General features: G+C 55.1%; 13 protein-coding genes and 1 pseudogene. All 14 read right to left on the bottom strand.

Annotated elements, in window-relative coordinates:
- Nucleotides 1–752 precede the first annotated feature (752 nt).
- The 14 genes and pseudogenes from CRO05_RS03120 to prsK all read right to left on the bottom strand — a co-directional run bounded on the left by CRO05_RS03120 (nt 753) and on the right by prsK (nt 18,888).
- On the bottom strand, nt 753–1,547 hold the full coding sequence (locus CRO05_RS03120) for a phosphate ABC transporter ATP-binding protein (protein WP_097066636.1): 795 nt from the start codon (nt 1,545–1,547) through the stop codon (nt 753–755).
- 98 nt (nt 1,548–1,645) lie between these two features.
- Complete coding sequence (pstA, locus tag CRO05_RS03115; RefSeq protein ID WP_235001264.1) at nt 1,646–2,497, bottom strand: phosphate ABC transporter permease PstA; 852 nt, start codon at nt 2,495–2,497, stop codon at nt 1,646–1,648.
- Between the two features lie 10 nt (nt 2,498–2,507).
- Nucleotides 2,508–3,386: a phosphate ABC transporter permease subunit PstC gene (gene pstC / locus CRO05_RS03110; RefSeq protein WP_097065767.1), complete on the bottom strand. Its 879-nt coding sequence runs from the start codon at nt 3,384–3,386 to the stop codon at nt 2,508–2,510.
- A complete protein-coding gene (locus tag CRO05_RS03105) occupies nt 3,340–4,173 on the bottom strand; it encodes a phosphate ABC transporter substrate-binding protein (RefSeq protein ID WP_097065766.1) in 834 nt (277 codons plus the stop codon). The genes pstC and CRO05_RS03105 overlap by 47 nt, the downstream gene beginning before the upstream one ends.
- A 168-nt stretch (nt 4,174–4,341) precedes the next feature.
- Nucleotides 4,342–6,474 carry an FAD-dependent oxidoreductase gene (locus CRO05_RS03100; protein WP_097065765.1) on the bottom strand — a complete coding sequence of 711 codons (2,133 nt, stop codon included), beginning with the start codon at nt 6,472–6,474 and terminating at the stop codon, nt 4,342–4,344.
- 110 nt (nt 6,475–6,584) lie between these two features.
- Nucleotides 6,585–7,538 carry a radical SAM protein gene (locus CRO05_RS03095; protein WP_097065764.1) on the bottom strand — a complete coding sequence of 318 codons (954 nt, stop codon included), beginning with the start codon at nt 7,536–7,538 and terminating at the stop codon, nt 6,585–6,587.
- A gap of 2 nt (nt 7,539–7,540) precedes the next feature.
- Nucleotides 7,541–8,593, bottom strand: a complete 1,053-nt coding sequence (locus tag CRO05_RS03090) for a methyltransferase domain-containing protein (RefSeq protein ID WP_097065763.1) — start codon at nt 8,591–8,593, stop codon at nt 7,541–7,543.
- A 36-nt stretch (nt 8,594–8,629) separates the two neighbouring features.
- The gene (locus tag CRO05_RS03085; RefSeq protein ID WP_097065762.1) at nt 8,630–9,325 is read right to left on the bottom strand and encodes a TIGR04283 family arsenosugar biosynthesis glycosyltransferase; all 696 of its coding nucleotides are present in this window, start codon (nt 9,323–9,325) and stop codon (nt 8,630–8,632) included.
- Nucleotides 9,318–10,004: a DUF2064 domain-containing protein gene (locus CRO05_RS03080; protein WP_097065761.1), complete on the bottom strand. Its 687-nt coding sequence runs from the start codon at nt 10,002–10,004 to the stop codon at nt 9,318–9,320. Before CRO05_RS03080 ends, CRO05_RS03085 begins: the two co-directional genes overlap by 8 nt.
- Nucleotides 10,005–10,397: 393 nt before the next feature.
- A pseudogene (locus tag CRO05_RS03075) lies at nt 10,398–12,166 on the bottom strand (asparagine synthetase B).
- 189 nt (nt 12,167–12,355) lie between these two features.
- The gene (locus CRO05_RS03070; RefSeq protein ID WP_097065760.1) at nt 12,356–13,591 is read right to left on the bottom strand and encodes a pyridoxal-dependent decarboxylase, exosortase A system-associated; all 1,236 of its coding nucleotides are present in this window, start codon (nt 13,589–13,591) and stop codon (nt 12,356–12,358) included.
- A complete protein-coding gene (locus CRO05_RS03065; protein WP_097065759.1) occupies nt 13,588–15,177 on the bottom strand; it encodes an acyl-CoA ligase (AMP-forming), exosortase A system-associated in 1,590 nt (529 codons plus the stop codon). The genes CRO05_RS03070 and CRO05_RS03065 overlap by 4 nt, the downstream gene beginning before the upstream one ends.
- Nucleotides 15,178–15,253: 76 nt before the next feature.
- Entirely contained in the window at nt 15,254–16,606 is a 1,353-nt protein-coding gene (gene prsR / locus CRO05_RS03060; protein ID WP_097066635.1) for a PEP-CTERM-box response regulator transcription factor, read from the bottom strand.
- Nucleotides 16,607–16,809: 203 nt separating this feature from the next.
- Nucleotides 16,810–18,888 (bottom strand): XrtA/PEP-CTERM system histidine kinase PrsK, encoded by a 2,079-nt coding sequence (prsK, locus tag CRO05_RS03055; RefSeq protein ID WP_097065758.1) that lies wholly within the window; start codon nt 18,886–18,888, stop codon nt 16,810–16,812.
- Nucleotides 18,889–19,085: the final 197 nt, after the last annotated feature.

Genomic DNA, 19,085 nt, shown 5'->3' with positions numbered 1-19,085 from the left:
TCAGATGCTCGTACAGGTAATTTCAGACCTGAGGAATTTGGACCCGAGGCAGCAAATGCTACGACACAGACAATACAGGAAAAATATTGTTCACACAGATTACAAGTATCTTGCACTACATATCCGGTTACGGCCTGGAATCGAGTTCGAAAGGGAAGCTATGCTTTACCGGAATATCCGGTCCGGGATACCAGAACAAGGATAACGAACATTTATATTAACTGACTGTTTGAAGTAGCAACTCTCTCGCCCCCTCCTTATGCAAAATAAGTATAGTGGCCAAAGAGCATTTTTATCGCGCGCCTTCTCCTCTTTAGTGGTCGTTTTTACCGGTTATTTCGAACTGCTTTTTTCCGCCATGCCGGAAATAATCCTTCCGATTCCACTAGTAATACCCACACTCACCACGCTGGTATGCATATTGATTACTTCGTGAAGGGCAAGAGTATGCTTTATGGTGATCCGGGTGTCAAGCGTGATTATGGACTGATTTTGTTGCTGACAAATAAAACTTTTAGCGAATGGCACAAGAGTTCCCGGCCTGGCTTCAATGAGAGCTCAACCGGAAGAAATGGCGCATGAGATACACAAGGCGAGATTTAAAGAACCCTGCGATGCATCATCTTGGGTGCGGACGGGACGATGTACAAAGGCGAATCGCCCAGCCTGGTTTGCCCCCTTTATACAAACAACGGGCTATCACGCTGGCAGAGCAGGCAATATGGCAAATCAGCCTGGCTTTTTGATTGCAATTATCCTCTCACGCCATTCACATACGCGGCGGTAAGTTCGTGTGCGGGGGATTCAAAGATCTGCCGGCAGTGCCCAAATTCAACCAGGCGTCCAGCATGGCCCCTGACCCAGAAAAAAGCTGCGTAGTTAGCGATGCGGCGCGCCTGCGCCAGATTATGGGTAACAATGACAATTGTATAGCGACCGCGCAATTGCCCGATCAGATCCTCGACTATGCCTGAAGCAATTGGATCGAGCGCACTGCATGGCTCGTCCATCAGTAGAATCTGTGGATTCAACGCCAACGCGCGGGCAATGCAAAGACGCTGCTGCTGGCCGCCCGACAGGCTCAGCGCGGAAGCATGCAGCCGGTCACGCACTTCATCCCATAGTCCGACGTCCCGCAACACCTGTTCGATGATAGCCTCGGTGTCGGCACGCCGCGTAATGCCGTGTTCGTGCAGGGGGAGCTCGATATTACGACTGATTGAGAGCGGGAACGGCGTCGGCTTCTGGAACACCATGCCGATCCGCTGCCGCAGCGCCTGCACATCGCGATTAGATTCGTGGATATCGCAACCATCGACTCGAATGCGGCCGGTGATCCGGCAGCCCGGAATCAGGTCGGTAAGCCGGTTGATCGATGACAGGAAACTGGTTTTTCCGCAGCCGGAAGGGCCGATCAGTGCAGTGATACAGCCACGATAAATATCGAGTGTAACGTTATCGAGCGCGGTCTTGCTCCCATAGCAAAGGGAAAGATTGTCGACCTGGATCAAGGGCTGCGGATCGCAACACACCGGACCTGCCTGCATTGGACCAAGAGTGTAGGTGCGATTCTCCTTGCCTGAGGTTTTCTCAGACGCGGGTTGCCGGAACTGTTCAGGCTCGGCGTGCATTGGAATCGGCTTCCTCATTCCGACACGATCTTCCTGCGCTGCCATCCGGCGGTAAGGCGTATGGCAGCGATATTGATGAGCAACAGCGCTGTTATCAGCACAAGTGCGGAGGCGTGAGCGGACGCATCGCCACCGGAGACATTCATGGATAAATCGAAAATATGTATCGCCAGGGTACGCCCTGAATCCAGCAGGGAACCAGGCATACGGTCGACATAGCCGCTGGTAAACAGTAGCGCTGCGGTTTCGGCAATGGCACGTCCGATTCCAAGCAGCAGACCCGCGGCGAGTGACGGCGCAGCAGCCGGCAACAACAAATGAAGTAACGTTGCCTTGCGGGACATGCCCAACGCGGCGGCAGATAGGCGATACGCGTCAGGTACCGCACGCAATCCCGCCTCACCGGTACTGACGAGAATGGGCAACAGCATACAGGCCAGCGTCAGCCCGCCGGACAGAATGGAAAATCCCATGCCCAGATAGATGCTGAAAAAAGCATTGCCGAACAGGCCAAAAACGATGGATGGCACTGCGGCAAGCATCTGCAGGCTATAGCGCGCTGCGGAGCCGAAAGTGCCATCCGCTGAGACATATTCGGCGAGCAGCGCGGCTGTCATCCATCCTAATGGCAAAGCCACTGTCAGGGCAACCAGAAGGACAAGGACGGTGGAAACCAGAATCGGACCGATGCCACCAGCGCGGCCAGCGTCCCGCGGCGCATCGAACAGGAAGTTCCAGGAAAGATGCGCCATACCACCGCGTACAAGATCACTGAGTATCCACACAAACGCAGCACAGACCAGGAATGCCGCGATGCAGACGGTTAGTTGCGCGAAGCGATCGCGATGGACGCCTGCTGATTTCACGGAAACCGTCTCAGGCATCGCGATTTCTTCCCAGCGGCGCCGCGAGGCTCCAGAGCATCATCACGAGCAGCATGAGGGTCAGGCCGGATACGAACAGCGCAGCGCGATGATCACCCGTTGCGTATGGCATTTCCAGGGCAATATTGGCGGCGAGGGTGCGTATGGGGTCGAACAGGCTCGCAGCATGCTGCACTACGTTACCGGTAACCATCAATACCGCCATCGTTTCGCCGATGGCTCGGCCGGCTGCGAGAATGATACCCGCAGCGATACCCGTTTTTGCGGCCGGTAGCGCAACGCCGCGGATCATCCCCCAACGGGATATGCCCAACGCTGCCGCACTCCGCAAGTAATCGGGCGGCACAGAAAATAGCGCGGCATGCGCAGTGAGCGCGATGGTTGGCAGGATCATCAATGTCAGCACCAGAATCCCGGCCAGCAAACTGGCACCGGGCGGATGCAACTGATTGATCAGCGGCACTAGCGTTGTCAGTCCCCAGAAACCATAGACCACGGAAGGAATTCCCGCCAGCAACTCGACCACGCGGGTGTAAATGCTTGCGCTGCGCGGTGACGCGTAATAAGCGATAAACAGCGCCGAGGCGATGCCTAGTGGTGTTGCCAGCAATAATGCTCCACCTGCGGCATAGAGCGTACCAGACAGCATCGGAGTCAGTTTGTACATGCTCTCTCCGGGATTCCATGACGGATCGATGAGAAAGCGCCCGATAGAGATATGTCTTAACGCGGGCCAGGACTCAACCAAGAGGAACAAGAAGATCAGCAACACCAGAGCAGTCGCGGTGCCGGCTGCGCCGCGCAGCAGCCATAGCATCCGTGCATCAGCGGACGCTGACGGGGACGAAATATTGTGCCTCGACCAGATCATATACCTGCTTCGAGCGAGTAAAGTCAATGAATTCCCGGGAAAGCCCTTCCGGTGGAGCTCGTGTCACCAGGTTAAGCGGACGAGAAAGCGGGAAAGTACCGTTACGCACATTTGCCACCGTCGCGGCGATGCCATCGAGCGGCAATAATTTGATCGGGACACCGTGTCCTGCTTCGTATTCCGCCGCACCGATCGATACGTAGCCGACGGCATTCGGGTTGCCGACCACCGTCTTTATTCCCTGCGCGTTGTCGCCGATGATCACGTGCGGCCTGATATCGCTGTTCTTCAACTGAAAATAAGCCAGAAACAGCTCAAGTGTCGAGCGTCCTTCAGCCTTGTTAACAACCGCGATTGGCGCATCTCGTCCGCCCACCGTCTTCCAGTTGTCGATTTTACCGGTATAGATATCGGCAATCTGCTGCCGGCTTAACGCGGCGACCGGGTTGCTCGCGTGAAGGATAATCCCCACACCATCCCAAGCGATGGTATGCGCTTGCAGATCCTGCTCTTGCGGTTTCAAAGGACGGGATACCATGCCGATGTCGGCAGTTCCATTGCGGGCGTCATTAATGCCGCGCGCAGAACCGCCGGTCTGCACATCTATTCGTGTTCCGGAATGCTGCGACTCGAAGCGCCTGCCGATTTCCGTAGCCAGCGGCGCGATGGTGCTGGCGCCGGTTAAAACCAGTTTTTGTGAAGCGGCATTAACGGGCTGACTCCAGCCGGAGCCCGACAATAGGACAGCGGTAAATATCATGTAGTGTATTGCTGATATGATTTTCATGCTCCTAGCAGCCTGTCGGATTTAAAGGGAATCGGCTGCAAAAGCGTCTGGCTGGTCCATATTTCGCCGCTTTTTCGGCCAATAGAATAACTATTTGCCTTCAAAATCCTCAAAATCTGTCCTCACCCAGTCACTTTTTTGCTTCGATTCTTCAAGTCCGACAGGCTGCTAGCCACCGCGCCGCCAGGCATGGTATTTTTCCGCCCAGTCGAGCAGACGACGCGGCATGTGTGCCCCGCGCCATTCGCCGGCAGCATTTCTGTTAGCCTCTGCCCAGGTCGGATAAGTATGGATGGTGCCGAGTATCTTGTTGAGGCCAAGGCCATGTTTCATCGCCAGTACGAATTCCGCCAGCAGTTCGCCAGCGTGCTCTCCAACAATGGTCACACCCAGAATGCGATCCTTTCCCAGCGCCGTGAGTACCTTGACGAAGCCGTGTGCCGCCTCGTCGGTAATGGCGCGGTCCAGGTCTTCCAAACCGTAGCGGATTACCTCGAACTTGATGCCGCGCTTGTTCGCTTCAGCCTCCGATAATCCGACTCGAGCAACCTCCGGGTGCGTGAAAGTTGTCCACGGGATTACCGAGTAGTCCACCTTGAAACGTTTCACGCCGCCGAACAATGCATTGACTGATGCATACCATCCCTGATGCCCCGCGACGTGGGTAAATTGATATGGTCCGGCCACATCGCCACAAGCATAGATGTTGGGATAGAGTGTCTGCAACCACGCATCCGTTTCAATAGTGCCCTTTGGCGAAACCGGAATTCCTAACTCTTCCAGACCGAAACCTTTGGTATGCGCTGTTCGTCCCACTGCGCATAACATGGCGTCGAACGGAAGCGCTTCTTCAGTTCCATCCGGATGACGCACGAGCAACCGTTGCTCACCGGCTTCGCTTTCACAGCGGATGGCATCGGTTTGAGTCAGTACCCGCACACCGTCGGCGCGGAGCGCGGCTTCAATCAGCGCGACGGCATCGGCATCCTCACGCGCCATCAAACCCGCCCTCTCCACTTGCGTAACCCGACAATCGAGGAGCGCAAAAGCTTGAGCCAATTCGCAGCCGATGGGCCCGCCGCCCAGAACCACCAGCCTTTCAGGGCGTTCAGTAAGTGCCCAGATGGTGTCGGACGTATAGTATCGTACCTGCTCCAGGCCGGGAATCGCGGGGATAGCTGGGCGGGAACCGGTAGCGATAACAATCGCGCGGGTAGTCAACGTTTGCCCGTTGACCTCGACCGTCCAGGGTGAGGTAATGCGCGCACTGCCTTGAATTACGTCCACCCCCAGTTTTGTATAGCGTTCCACTGAATCATGCGGCTCGACTGTTTTTATGATGCGATGTACACGCGCCAGCACCTCGCCAAAATTGTATTCCGCTGCGGCGCGCGCAATACCGATGTCATTGGCATATCGCGTCTGCCGGAGGAAAGTAGCCGAACGAATCAATGCTTTCGAGGGCACGCATCCAAAATTGAGACAGTCGCCGCCCATCTTGTGTGCTTCAATCAACGTAACTTTGGCACGGGCAGTGGCCGCAACGTAGGATGCCACCAAGCCTGCCGCGCCCGCGCCGATAACCACCAGATTGCGGTCGAACCGACTTGGCTTGGACCAATGCGCATGTATTTTCCTCATCCTGACACGACCCACACCCCATTTTGCCAGCCAGGGAAATACGGCGAGCAGGGCGAAGGAACCGATCAGCGCGGGCGAGAGAATATCGGAAAGGCTGGTGAGCGAACCTAGCTGGGTCCCCGCGTTGGCGTAAATTGCTGTGCCGGGCAGCATGCCCAACAGGCTTGCCCAGAAGAAGGTGCCGGTCTGTATGGCCGTCAATCCCATTAACAGGTTGATGACGAAAAAGGGAAATACCGGGACCAGGCGTAAAGTGAAAAGATATAATGCGCCGTCACGCCTGATACCCGCGTCGACCGCCGTCATGCGGTCACTGAAGCGTTGCTGTACCACATCCCGAAATACGTAGCGCGCCATCCAGAAGGCGAGCGTCGCACCCGCGCTGGCGGAAAGGACCGCCACCGGAGCGCCAACCCCCAGCCCGAAAATCGCGCCGCCCGCCAGCGTCATCACTCCGGCGCCTGGCAGAGAGAGTGCCGCTATGACAATATAAACGATGGCGTATAAACCAACTGTTTGCAATGGCCGCGACCGGTAGGCTTGCTGCAACTCATCGCGGCCACTCTTGAGCGCTTCGAGGCTGAGGAAACGGTCGAGATCAAAGGCAAAGAACAATCCGGTCAACAACACCAGTAATCCGAGCAGCCACCAATGTTTCATAACGGGGCGCCTTCTATAAGTTTAACGCTGTAATAAAGCTCTTTCGTTCCCTTGGCGCGGAAAGCAAAGTTTATTCAATTGCCACGCTTCATCGCGTCGCATTCATTTCACTACTTCAGTTCACTACATGAGGCGCCGTATTTGAAGCAACTGTAACAGCGGTGGTGTTTCATGCTGACAGACGCCTGCATGGCTTCCGTCAGCGTTTTCCCGAGAATGTAATCCGGATCGTCATCCACGAGCGTGCAGGCGTAAACGTGCATGCGGCCGCAGCTTTTCGCGATCATCTTGCTGAACGCGCACATGAATTCACGACGGGTCTCTTCGGTGTGGAAATCCGTCATGCAGCGCTCGGTGATCTGCGGTGGTTTCACTTGCGCGCCCGGCGGGTGGAATTCGGGGAATTCGATACGCGGCAGATCGTCCGGCAGACCGGCCGCGCGGAAAACTTTGGCAAAGTGCGCGGAGACCACGTGTGGCGCAATGCCAGGCAAGAACTGGTTTGCCACCGACACTTTGAAGCCCATTTCCAGGAGTTCTCGCAAGCCTTCCAGCGCCAGCTCAAACATGCCTGCGCCGCGACCCGCGTCGTGTCGCGTAGCGTCGGAATAATCGAGACTGACGCGAAAACTCAGCGGCCACGGCCGATTGCGAAGCGGTTCCAGCTGCTTCAAGCGCTTGATCAGCGGCGCGGTTGCATTGGTCAGCACCAGGCAGGGCCTGTGCATCAATGCGTAATCCAGGATACGTATTATGTCTTTATTGACGAAAGGTTCGCCTCCGGTAAAGGAAAATTGCTGGACGCCAAGCTCAAGCGCCTCGTCCACAAATGGAGCAACCTCGTCAAAGCGCATCATTTGCAGGCGGTTGTCGCCGGGTTTCGAGCCCTCCAGACAAAATGGACAAGCGAGGTTACACGCAGTACCGGTGTGAAACCATAATTCATCCAACGCATGCGGCTGAATAAATCCGCGCGGCTCATCACTGGTTGTGCGGCGCCAGTATGGGGAACGGCTGTGCCGGGCTTCAGGGACAGGCGTGGCCTCGTCCCGCCGGAGGCTCATGGCTAGCAGCACCCCCCTGCCTGATTGCCGACATCTTTATTCGTACCATCAAAGGGCAGACCCATCCCACAACCAGGAAAGATACCGTAGTGCCGCGCAAAATTGCCATGGAAGTCAAAATGTGCGGCAAAGCGGGTGTCATGCAGCATGCGCCAGGTATTGCCGCAGACAGGAAAATGCTTTCCCATCTCGATGCGATGGTGCTTGTCGAGTACAAACACGTGGGGGTGGTGCGGTATTGTGCCGCGATAAACCACGGCCTGGCCATAATCTTCGCAAGCCGGCTCGAGGTCGTACAATTTGAATAAGCGGTAAGTGGCAGAGTAAAAACGAATGTTCCCGGTGCGCGCCGCCAGATCCGCGTTGCCAATGACAATCCCACGATCGTCGATCAGTCGCGGGTCGGCAAAGCCATGCTCACGGGACAGGTGGAGAAAGTCGTTCCAGTACAGCGCTCCACTCAGACACTCCCCGTATAACACCGGGTCGCTGGTGAGCATGCCCGGTACCCGTCGATCAGTATAAACATCTGAAAAATAAAATTCGCCGCCCGGCTTGAGCACACGCCAGGCTTCTTTCAAAACAACCGACTTGTCCGGCGCAAGATTTAGCACACAGTTGGACACGATTATATCCACGCTGGCATCAGACAGGTCGAGTTCCGACAGGCGCTCGATATAGCCATGCAAAAAACACACATTGCCTGCAGCATAGCCGAATACTTTCCGGTGATATTCCTCGTGCCGGCGCGCGACCGCCAATTGCTCTTCAGTCATGTCCACGCCGATTACCCGGCCGTGCTCCCCCACGAGTTTCGACAGCACGTAAACGTCGCGTCCGGCGCCACAGCCCAGATCAAGCACCGTTAGACCCTCGAGCGATTCCGGCAGCACCAGGCCACAGCCGTAATATCGCGTCAGTACCTCATGATGTATCTGCGTCAGTATCGGCTTTACATATTCAGGCAGGCCCGCATCCGTCTTGCAGGCGTTAGTCTGAAGATCAAGCGAAGAGCTCAGCGTATCGCCGTAGTATTGCTGGATAGTGTCATGCATAGTCTTACCTCGTATAGTCTCAGCTCGTGATTGGAGTCAGACCGTCGTGGAGCGATAGCGGGCAGCGAGCTTGTCGGGCGGCGCGCCGCGTGCAAAGGCTAATGCCAGATTGCGGTTTACCCAAGTGCGGTACCACCAGCCATCCCGATGCCAGCGGCGCGGATCGATGAGAATGGGTTCGCGTAATGGCAGAAAATGCCCCAGGCGGCGTAACCCGCGTACCAGGGACACTTCCTCGAACAGTGGCCAGGGCGAGTGTCCGCCTGTCTCTTCATAGGCGCGTCGCGTCATGAACAACCCCTGATCGCCGTAGGGAACGCCAAACCGGCAACGGAAGGCTATAGCCGGTTCCAGCAGCAGTGCGGGCCAGGCGCGCGGAGCGTCAAAACGGAAGCGGAAATAACCGCCTACCGCGCCTTGCTCAAAAGCGCGTTCCATCGCTACTATTGCGTCGGGAGACAACCGATTGTCAGCATGCAGAAACCAGAGTTTGTCGCCTTGCGCCAGCGCGGCGCCTGTCAGTAATTGCCGCCCACGGCAGGGTTCGCCTGGCACCCAGCGCACGCTGTATCCATGGCAAACCTTGCGGCAGGCGTCGTCGGCAGCACCATCCACCACGATTACCTCCATCGGCTGGCGATGCAAACGACGCAGGTTTTGCAACTGGCGAAGCAGGTAAGCCAGCCTGGTTTCATCATGATAGCAGGGAATAATCACACTAAACCTAGACATGATTTTCTTCTTTTGAGTGGATCAGATCACAGGCCAGTGTGCGCAATGCGCTTCGCGCCGGACGCTGATCGGTTTTCAAGGCTGCGATCAATCGAACGACGTCATCTTGCTGATCCACGTCGAAACTGTGAGTCAGCGTCGCGATGGATTTCCCCGCGGCGCGGCAACAATCGGCCAGCGCTGCGCCCAAGCGGACTGTGCTCCAGGGCAAGCCGCTCAGCATCGGCCACGGCTGGCGGCTCGCCATCAGGACCACTCCGCCATCCGCCGCGGGCTTCAATACAACATCATGCTCCAGCAAAGCCTCGCCAGCTGCTGCGTAGTCGGCTGCTCCGAGCAGAGGAGCATCACTGCCGATATAAACCAACTGCTCCAGTCCCCGCATGCGCAGCTTATGATCCAGCGCATTCAGCCGTTGTCCCAGATTGCCCGTTGTCTGCGGCTCTATATGTACTTTTGACCGCTGCGGCAATAACGCGCCGCCCCAAGCGTAATCTTCAGGATGCGCGGGCGCAATGATCACGGGGCCCGGCCAGTCGCCTGCGTCTTCGAGCGCGCAGGCGAGCAATGCCTCGGCAATGCGGCTCGCCGCTTCCAGACCCAGGCTGGCGGCCAGCCGTTGCTTGCCGATGCCCGACGCCGGCCGCTTGCATACGAGCACTAGAGCGGCCTTGGTCATACCGGCTCCTTTTGGGCGGAAGTTGGCATAAAATGTTTAGTTGATGGCATGACTGCCATGGGCTATTTTATCGATTACCCTGAACGACGAAATTCCTTACATCATAGACAGCATTTGTCTGTTGAGCATCAAAATTTTCGAGGTGAATCGTCCAATCGACTATCCAGAGGCGACGCGCGACGAAGCCTCTGCCAGTATCATGAACGTTGGCGAATTTTGCAATCGGAGTGGGATAGATTGGGAATGGCCTTGGGGGAGCCCCCTTGAGGCTTATCCGCATCGCGCTACGTGAAGTGCGCCAAATGGACCTTGTACGAGCGCGGAGGGGGCGAGAGTCAGCAAAAAACAGACGATTGCAGCCTCGATTACAAGTCACGAGAATCGGGTTTGGTACTACCTCTGCCTGTACCACTGCTCCAGCATCATCAGCACCCAAACCATGGTGCCGTGGTATCCCGCATGTTCGTCCAGATGCTGATCCAGTAGCTTGTCGATAAAATCAGCGCGTATGATGTTACGTGACTTGAGGTCGCTCAGGCTGTCCGCCGCCAAGGCCTGCAATGGCTTGTGAGTTTGGAGCCATACGCCGAAAGGGAGTCCGAAGCCGTGTTTTTGCTTGGCGATGATATCGTCCGGCAGGAATCCTCGAAGCGCTTCTTTGAAAAAATAACGCAATTTGGTGCCCTTGAGCTTCAGATGAGGTTCAAGCCGCAGGGAAAAAGCCACTATCTCGTCACTGATAAGTGGAAACGCCACATCCATTCCTGCCAGCTCGCAAGCCTTCGCTACTTTGGGCAGATCATTATCCGCAAGCGTGAACTTTCGATCGAAAGCGAGCATGCGGTTTATCAAACTTTTGGCATTGCCCCGGTGGTAGATTTCGCTTAAAAGGCCAGCCGGATAGCCGGGGTTTACCGTATCCAGAAATTCCCGGGTAAAAACAGCTCCATGACCGTAGCGGTCCAGCAAATTATAAGTCTCCGTACGCGCCGGCATCGGGATCGATGCCTGCTCGATATAACTGCGGGCCTTGCTTATCAGCGGCAAGGCCGCTCCGCCGGGAACGCCGAAAACCAGCGGCTCAATAATTCCCTTGCGCACCAGGGACGGCGCTTGCTCATAGAGGGAAAACAGATGCTGCTTGGCATAACGAACATTGCCGCCGAATAGTTCGTCCCCCCCATCTCCCCCAGCATCATGGTCAGACCGTCAGCTTTAGCCATGCGCGCACAATAATAGGCGGGTATTGCGGAAGAGTTACCGAAAGGTTGATCGAAAATCGCAGCAACCTGAGGAATGGCGGCCACGATGTCCTCGGGCGTGACATAGTATTCCTGGTGCCGGGTAGCGAAATGTCTCGCTGCAATGCGCGCGTATTCCATTTCATCATAACCGGAGGCATCGAAACCAATGGAATACGTGCGCGCCGGTTGTCCGGTTACTTCGCCCAATATTCCAGCTATCGTCGAGCTGTCGGTTCCGCCGCTAAGAAAAGCACCGACCTCCTGATCTCCAGCCGCATCGCGCACACTTGAACGTAATACGTTCAGAAAATCCTGCTGGAGCTCCTGAAAAGGACGCCTGTCATCTTCCAGGAATTTCATTTCCCAATACTGGCCAGCCTCAACACTTCCGTTTCGATAAACCAGATATTCACCAGGCAAAAGGCGCTTCTGCCCCTGATAAATCGTGTCGGGGCCCGGCACCATGTGAAAATAAACGTAGTTGTACAAGCTCTGCGGCGCAATCTCCGATTTAATCATCGGGTGCAAGTTTATGGCGTCCGCCGAGGAGCCGAAGACCAATCCTCCTGCTGACGCCTCATAGGAAATGGGGTATGTACCCATACGGTCGGTTGCCAGTGCGACCTCATTGGCGTTTTCGTCCAGGATGCAGCAGGAAAACGCGCCTGTCAGACTCGTAAAAATTTTATCCCTTCTTTCCCTCCAATTGTCAGCCAGTGTTTTTGCAACACCCTCGGATTGCGCAAGCTGGGCCAGGCGCGGTTCGAGAAAGCCGGCTCGTCCCCATAATGCAACGTGAAGCCCGTCCTTTTGATAAATACTGGCACTATGGGCATGCGCGACCACTGCCAGAGCGCCATTGACTCCTGCAGATGTATGCGCACCACTGCCGTCGGCACGGGCTAGCGGCCCGGCCATTAGCCGGACAAGCTGCAAGTTTTCAGCAACGGAATTACCATGACCTATCCAGCCGCACAATCCGCTCACAGCAACTCTCCGTTTTTTTTGAACATTATCCTTCCCATGCTTTTGGTAATTGCTGGCTTCCTGCCATGCGCGTGAATGGATGGCGCTGCGTCGCGAAATCCATAAATGTTGCTGTTGTTACTAAACCAGCACTTCTGCGGGTGCCGGATGGCTGAGGAATGCCGTCGGACTCGCGGTCAAGCCGTAAGCGCCCGACTGAAAAACGACAATCAAGTCGCCCGCTTCCGCTTTGCTCATTTCCATCCTGTCCGCCAGCAGATCCAGCGGCGTGCAAAGCGGCCCCACAACCGAAACAATTTCCCGTTCTGCGCTTTCCACCCGATTGCCGACGACAACAGGATAATTCTTGCGGATCACCTGGCCAAAATTTCCGGAAGCGGCGAGATGATGATGCAAGCCGCCATCAGTCACCAGGAACAATTGCCCCCTGGATTCTTTTCGTTCGAGTACCCGGCAGACATAAATGCCAGCCTCCGCTACCAGATACCGTCCGAGCTCGATCACTACGCGCGCGTCTGGAAGCTGCCGTTTGACCTCAGGCATGAGCTGCCGCAGGTTTTTGCCGACCGCCGCCACGTCCAATGCTTCATCGCCTGGGAAATACGGTACACCGAAACCGCCACCGATATTCAACAAACGAACTGGACCGGGGGCGTGTTCGGCAAGCGCGATGCCGAGCTGGATTGTTTTTTCATGGGATTCTTGAAGGGCCGCCACCTTCAGGTTTTGTGAACCACTGAAAATATGAAACCCTTCGAAATCCAGCCCAAGTTTCCCTATCCGGGCAAGCATGGCGGGGACCCGCTCTGCGTCGACGCCAAATTGCTTCGGGCCGCCGCCCATTTTCATGCTGGAGGATTTGAGTTCGAAATCCGGATTGACACGAACCGCTACCTTAGGACGTATGCCCAAGTGATTCCCCAGTTTGGCAATACGCTCCATTTCCTGCTCTGACTCCATGTTCAGGACGATGCCTGCGGCAATCGCGGAGGAAAGTTCGTTGTCGGCCTTTCCTGGTCCGGCAAAACTGATCTGACACGAAGACGTTGGCGTATCGAGCGCGATTTTCATTTCGCCTGCCGATGCCACATCTATCCCATCCACCAAGCTCGCCATATGCTGCACGACCGCAGGCATGGGATTCGCCTTCATCGCGTAGTGGAGGTGAATCTCTGCAGGCAGATGTTGACGCAGAAGGGCAACCCGTCCGGTAATCCGTTGCCGGTCATAAGCGTAGAATGGAGTTCTGCCTACTCGCTGCGCCAAGCGGATGAGGGACATGCCCCCGATCTGAAGACAGTCGTCGCGAACTGGAAATTGAATGGCGGGCGCGTGCTTCGGCCGAACATTACTCATACCTCAGGTTCCATGGCATCCTGCAGTTCCTGTGCAAGGAGTCTGCGATCAATTTTGCCGTTAGGGTTGCGGGGTAAACTGCCCTCCCTGCATTCGATCCGGCTGGGCAGCATAAACGCGGGAAGCTGAAGCTTGCAGGCCGCCAGCAATGCGTCCTGGTCAAGCTTCGTGCCCGCCCGGGGCGTTGTGATCAAAACGATAGCCTGACCCAACACCGGGTGAGGGACGCCGACCGCAGCAGCTTCTCCCACCAGTTCAGTGCCATAGATCACTTCTTCGACTTCGGTAGGGCTGACACGATAACCGGACGTCTTGATCATTTCGTCGCGGCGCCCGATGAAATACAGGAAGCCTTCTTCATCCATCCGTACGGTATCGCCCGACCATACCGCCAATTCGGGAATAGTCAGCCCGGATTGCTGGGATGGAACGGGTTTGAAACGTTCAGCAGTCTTTTCCGGATCGTTCCAATATCCCATCGAAACCAGCGCGCCCCGATGCACCAGCTCTCCCGGTTCTCCCGCAGTGCAGAGCGACCCATCGTCGCGCACCACCATCACTTCGGCGTTTGGAATGGCCTTGCCTATGGAGTCGGGACGCGTCTGCACTTCCTCCGGGGGGAGAAAAGTCGACCGAAACGCTTCAGTCAGGCCATACATAAGATATATGGCGGTACCGGGAAGGGCACTGCGCAACGAGTCGAGCGTCGCGCGCGGCATAGCGCCGCCGGAATTGGTAATATAACGCAGCGAAATATTCCCTGGCCAGTTCAATCGGGTCAATTCAATCCACAAGGGAGGCACGGCAGCAAGACCTGTGATCTTCTCTTCCTCAACGGTATCGATGATATCCCTCGGAAGCAGATAATTCATCAGGACGCCGGTAGCGCCGACATGAAATGCCGTGGTAAGCTGGCTGAGCCCGTAGTCAAAACTCAGCGGCAGTACCGACAGAATCCTGTCATCCGGGGTATTTTTCAAGTACTGGGCTACGCTCTTTGCTCCTGCCACCATGTTGCGGTGGGAAAGAACTACACCTTTTGGCTTTCCGGTGCTTCCGGAAGTGTAAAGAATGGCGGCCATATCGCCGTCGATACTATTACTATGATGGGCCTTGATGTGCCCGCCTTCAACGAGCGCGTTCTCCCAAGGTACGATGTTCAGACCCGAAATGGTCGTTGGAGCCGCTGCAGGATTGACCACCATCACTGCGTGCAGGTCGTGACACTGGCTTAAAACCGTGGAGAGCAGTTTTAACCGGTCGGCTGAGGTCACCAGAATCCTTACATTGCAATCGCGCAGGATATAAGCGACCTGTTCCGGTTTCAGGAGCGGGTTGACCGGTACGAAAACACCGCCCGCCGCTGTCGCGCCGAATAGGGCGATAACGGTTTCCAGGCGCTTTTCCAGATAAACGGCAACGCGCTCCGCCCGGCCAAGTCCCAAAGCCAGCATGGCCGCGCCAACTGAATTAATATCCTTGGCCAGGTCGGCATAGCTTATCCGGTTTTTCTGATGAATCAACGCTTGCTGGTCGGGAAAACGATCAGCGGATCTAAAAATGAACTCGTGGAGGAGGTCTGTCATCGGAATAAGAAGCCGGCAGGTAAAAGAGAGAGCTTGAAAGATGTTATTGCTTAAAAGATGTTATATATAGCTGGGTCTATTTTAGACGGTGCCGACTCATCAGATCGTATATGGTGGGGCGGCTGACGCCCAGCAGTTCCGCCGCCTTGACCACATTCCCATCCACTCTTGCCAGCGCTTTCATCAAGGCATCGCGTTCTGCCTTGTCACGCACCTGACGGAGGTTGATTGGTTCCGTTGAACCGGCTGAAGCCTGCAACCCGAGATCATCCGCGCTGATGATGGGACCATCAGCCATGATTACGGCGCGCTTGATGCAGTTCTCCATTTCCCGCACATTGCCCGGCCAGGGATGGCTTTCAATCGCCGCAAGCGCTTCCTGGCTGAAATTGAGGGAGGGCCGCCTCTCCTGGGCACTGAACTTATTCTTGAAGTGATGCGCAAGCAGCGCTGCATCTCCCACCCGCTCTCGTAATGGAGGAATTGTGATAACGATTTCGCTCAGACGGTAATAAAGGTCTTCACGAAAACGGCCTTCTTCTATCAGTTTCTTCAGGTTCTGGTGCGTTGCGCAAACAATACGGACGTCGACCGGGATTTCTTTACGCCCTCCGACTCTTTCGATTACCCTTTCCTGCAAAAAGCGGAGAAGTTTTGCCTGTAACGGCATGGGCAAATCACCGACCTCGTCAAGAAAAAAAGTACCTTCATTCGCCAATTCAATTTTACCCGGAGTCTGTTTGACCGCTCCAGTGTAGGCACCTTTTTCATAGCCAAATAATTCGCTTTCCAGAAGCGTTTCGGGAATCGCTGCACAGTTGATCGCCATGAAGCGTTTCTCTCGCCTGGCGCTGGATTGGTGAAGCGCTCTTGCCAGAATTTCCTTACCTGTGCCGCTCTCGCCCAATAGTATAACTGTGGCATCCGATGGCGCCACTTTTTCGACGTTGCGACACACCTTAACCAGCGCCGGGTCGCGGGTTAAAATTCCACCGATAAGTGAATACGCCTGGGTTTGCAACAATCTGAGGTTCTCTTGCTGCAATGCATACAAGTAGTAAGCTCTTTCCACCACCAGGCCCAGCATGTCCGGGTCAAAAGGTTTCTGGTGAAAATCGTAAGCGCCGGCGCCGATAGCCTTTAACGCGTTTCCGTGATCCTGATTGCCGGTTAAAACAATCACTTTGGTGTCTGGCGCAAGCTCAAGAATCTGGGCCAGCGTAGCCAGTCCTTCCGAAGCGCCGTCGGGGTCGGGGGGAAGTCCCAAATCCATGGTAACAACAGCCGGCTCATGCCGCCGAACCAGAGCGAGGGCGCTTTCACGATCACTTGCAACCAGCACCTCATGAGCATCAAAGCTCCAGCGCATCTGGCGCTGAAGGCCCGGGTCATCTTCAATTATTAACAGACTCTTTTTATCTTGACTCACTTGGGTCCTCTTCATTAACGGATACTGATATGGATCAATCCAACTTGCTTCTTAAAAAACATCTACTATTCGAAACGCTACTCAACACTCTAAACGCCAGGCATTGACCAATGAATGAGATGACATAGTTTGTCAGCTCGCTTCGCGCTTGGATCGGACGTACCTTACTGTCATCTGCCAGGAGTATCGAATTTATCATCACGCTATGTAACCGCTTTGAAGACCTGATCTGCTTGATGAAGAGGCAGGACGATGCGAAAAACGGTGCCATTCGATTCGCTGCTGCTAACCTCCAGTTTTCCGCCCAATTCAGAGACATATTCCCTGCTTTCAAAGACACCTATCCCCATACCGGCGGATTTCGTGGATTCAAACGGCTTGAAAAGCTTTTCACGAATGAATTCTTCGCTCATTCCATGACCCGTGTCCTTTATCTCGACTATGGCAAATTCTTGTTCTCTTTTCAGCCGAACCTGGACCTGCCCATTTCGTGAAGTCGCTTCAATCGCATTCTGAATCAGGTGGCCGAGAACGCGTTCAAGGCGCGATGAGTTTGCGCATACTGTAATGCTGGAATCCTGTATATCAAGGAGGGGTTTTGGCTCGGCAACGGATTTGCTCTTTACTGCCTCTTGTAACAACCGCGCAATAACGAGAGGAACCGCTTTGTCCGGTGAATCGCTGCTGCTCAATTTTTCCAGGAGCCGTTTCATCTTTTGAACCGAGAGATATACGGTTTCGACCATATCCCGCTGAAACTCCGGATTTGTCTTATGTTTTTCGGCATTGGAAAGCAAAAGAGATAATTGGGAAACCAGATTCTTCAAGTCATGCACGACGAAAGTCGACATGCGGTTAAAAGACTCAAACTGGCGCGCCACCATGAGCGCATTGGCCGCCTCATGCTGCGCAAGATAACTTGCTGCCTGATTGCCGGCCACCTTGAGCAGGTCGCTCACCTCCCAGTTCAGTTTGACTCTGCTTCTCGGCTCCGCCAACACCACAAAACCAAACAATTTCCGGTGCTGGATCAGTGGTACCACAAGCCACGCCCTGTAGATGTGTGGCAACCATTGGGGCAGGGGGACTCCCGAATATTTTTCGGGATTTGCAGCGTATTCCTGCAAATCAATCACCCATTCCCTGTTTCCCAGAAATAGACAGAAAGGGCTATCCAGCGGCTCAAGTCCGCCCGCCGACGGCATATTCCAATGTGTTACAGGTTCGCAATTACCGGATTCCCGGCATAACCACAAGCCGCCGCCGGGGCTTTCCACCAGTTGCGCCAACGCCTGGATCACGCGTTCTCCCAGTCCGTGTTCGCCCTCTGAGAGAGTGCGCGTAAAATGCAGCCATTCTTCCCGATAGTCGTAGTTGTAACTGAAAAAATGTTTACTGATAAAGACTCTGAGCCAGGAACGCAACGTGCCCGAGAACAGTACGACCAATAGCAGAATCACAGCGCCAAACAGGAAACTCACCTGCATGACCGTGCCCCAGCCCCCCCCGAAAAAACGCAGATAGTAACCGGCAGCGGCCATTGTCAGCAGATATGCGGCGGCGCCAAACAGTGCGACTGAATAGAAGAGAATGCGACGGGACACCGTGATGCCGACCGACCATTGGGGATTACGTGCAGCCGACACGGCGATAAGTGGAACGACCAGCGCATTAACTATCCCGCGCGCGGCCCAGATTTCGGGGTTCACTTGCCTAAGGAGCAATGCGTCGCTATAGAGAAAAAAATCATAAGCAAAAATTGCACCTATGCCGAGGCAGGCGAATTTTATGCCCCAACGTTGCTTGACAGGCGTATTCCTGTAAAGCTGCTCAACCAGAATCATGCCGAGTATTGCCATTGCCAGACTTCCAACAATGTTGTTGATGAAGTCGATCGTTTCATGCGACGAAAAGTCGAAATTCCCGTGAGAGTAAAAGGCGGCAATAATGCACCCAACGTAAAGCGCCACGATTGCCGCCATGACCGGACTCATCTTCGGAAATGATGAATTTTCCCGTCGATACAGCCCCAGCAATGTAATTAAAAACGCGGACCAGCCTGCGTTTCTTAGGATTTCCAGCACATCTGTCAAAAGAGATAGAGCAAGATCATGGATAGCTCGAGACGCGAGCAATGCCGCCCACAGCGCAGAAAGGAGACAAGCGACAGGCAGCACTATCCCATGCAGACGACCCCGCCAACTCGTCAACAGGAGCACGGCCAGAGCAAAATGCGCCACTGCAGCGATGGAATAACTGGCTGTCGCGATGCTCGTCAGCATGTCAGACCGCTGCTCGGTCGACGGCTGAGCTGTCAAAACCCGAGTGCCTGCAGGTGACGAGACAAAGGCCGGAGCCGGCGCATCCACCTTGATTGAGGCGCCCGAGGGTGGAACGCAATGGATATCCGGTTTTGCCGCTCATTTCCCAACCGGTTGAAGAAATAGCGATCCGTTCCACCAGACTCGGGGCCTATTCA

This window comes from Nitrosovibrio sp. Nv4 (assembly GCF_900215485.1).
GTDB lineage: Bacteria > Pseudomonadota > Gammaproteobacteria > Burkholderiales > Nitrosomonadaceae > Nitrosospira.
This window is presented reverse-complemented; position numbering and strand designations above follow the sequence as displayed.

What these genes read in the sequence shown, in the direction of transcription:
- pstC (WP_097065767.1), bottom strand. Translation starts at nt 3,386, where the DNA reads ATGATCTGGTCGAGGCACAATATTTCGTCCCCGTCAGCGTCCGCTGAT.
- CRO05_RS03080 (WP_097065761.1), bottom strand. Translation starts at nt 10,004, where the DNA reads ATGACCAAGGCCGCTCTAGTGCTCGTATGCAAGCGGCCGGCGTCGGGC.
- CRO05_RS03065 (WP_097065759.1), bottom strand. Translation starts at nt 15,177, where the DNA reads ATGACAGACCTCCTCCACGAGTTCATTTTTAGATCCGCTGATCGTTTT.
- CRO05_RS03095 (WP_097065764.1), bottom strand. Translation starts at nt 7,538, where the DNA reads ATGAGCCTCCGGCGGGACGAGGCCACGCCTGTCCCTGAAGCCCGGCAC.
- CRO05_RS03085 (WP_097065762.1), bottom strand. Translation starts at nt 9,325, where the DNA reads ATGTCTAGGTTTAGTGTGATTATTCCCTGCTATCATGATGAAACCAGG.
- CRO05_RS03100 (WP_097065765.1), bottom strand. Translation starts at nt 6,474, where the DNA reads ATGAAACATTGGTGGCTGCTCGGATTACTGGTGTTGTTGACCGGATTG.
- prsK (WP_097065758.1), bottom strand. Translation starts at nt 18,888, where the DNA reads ATGCTGACGAGCATCGCGACAGCCAGTTATTCCATCGCTGCAGTGGCG.
- CRO05_RS03090 (WP_097065763.1), bottom strand. Translation starts at nt 8,593, where the DNA reads ATGCATGACACTATCCAGCAATACTACGGCGATACGCTGAGCTCTTCG.
- CRO05_RS03120 (WP_097066636.1), bottom strand. Translation starts at nt 1,547, where the DNA reads ATGCAGGCAGGTCCGGTGTGTTGCGATCCGCAGCCCTTGATCCAGGTC.
- CRO05_RS03105 (WP_097065766.1), bottom strand. Translation starts at nt 4,173, where the DNA reads ATGAAAATCATATCAGCAATACACTACATGATATTTACCGCTGTCCTA.
- CRO05_RS03070 (WP_097065760.1), bottom strand. Translation starts at nt 13,591, where the DNA reads ATGAGTAATGTTCGGCCGAAGCACGCGCCCGCCATTCAATTTCCAGTT.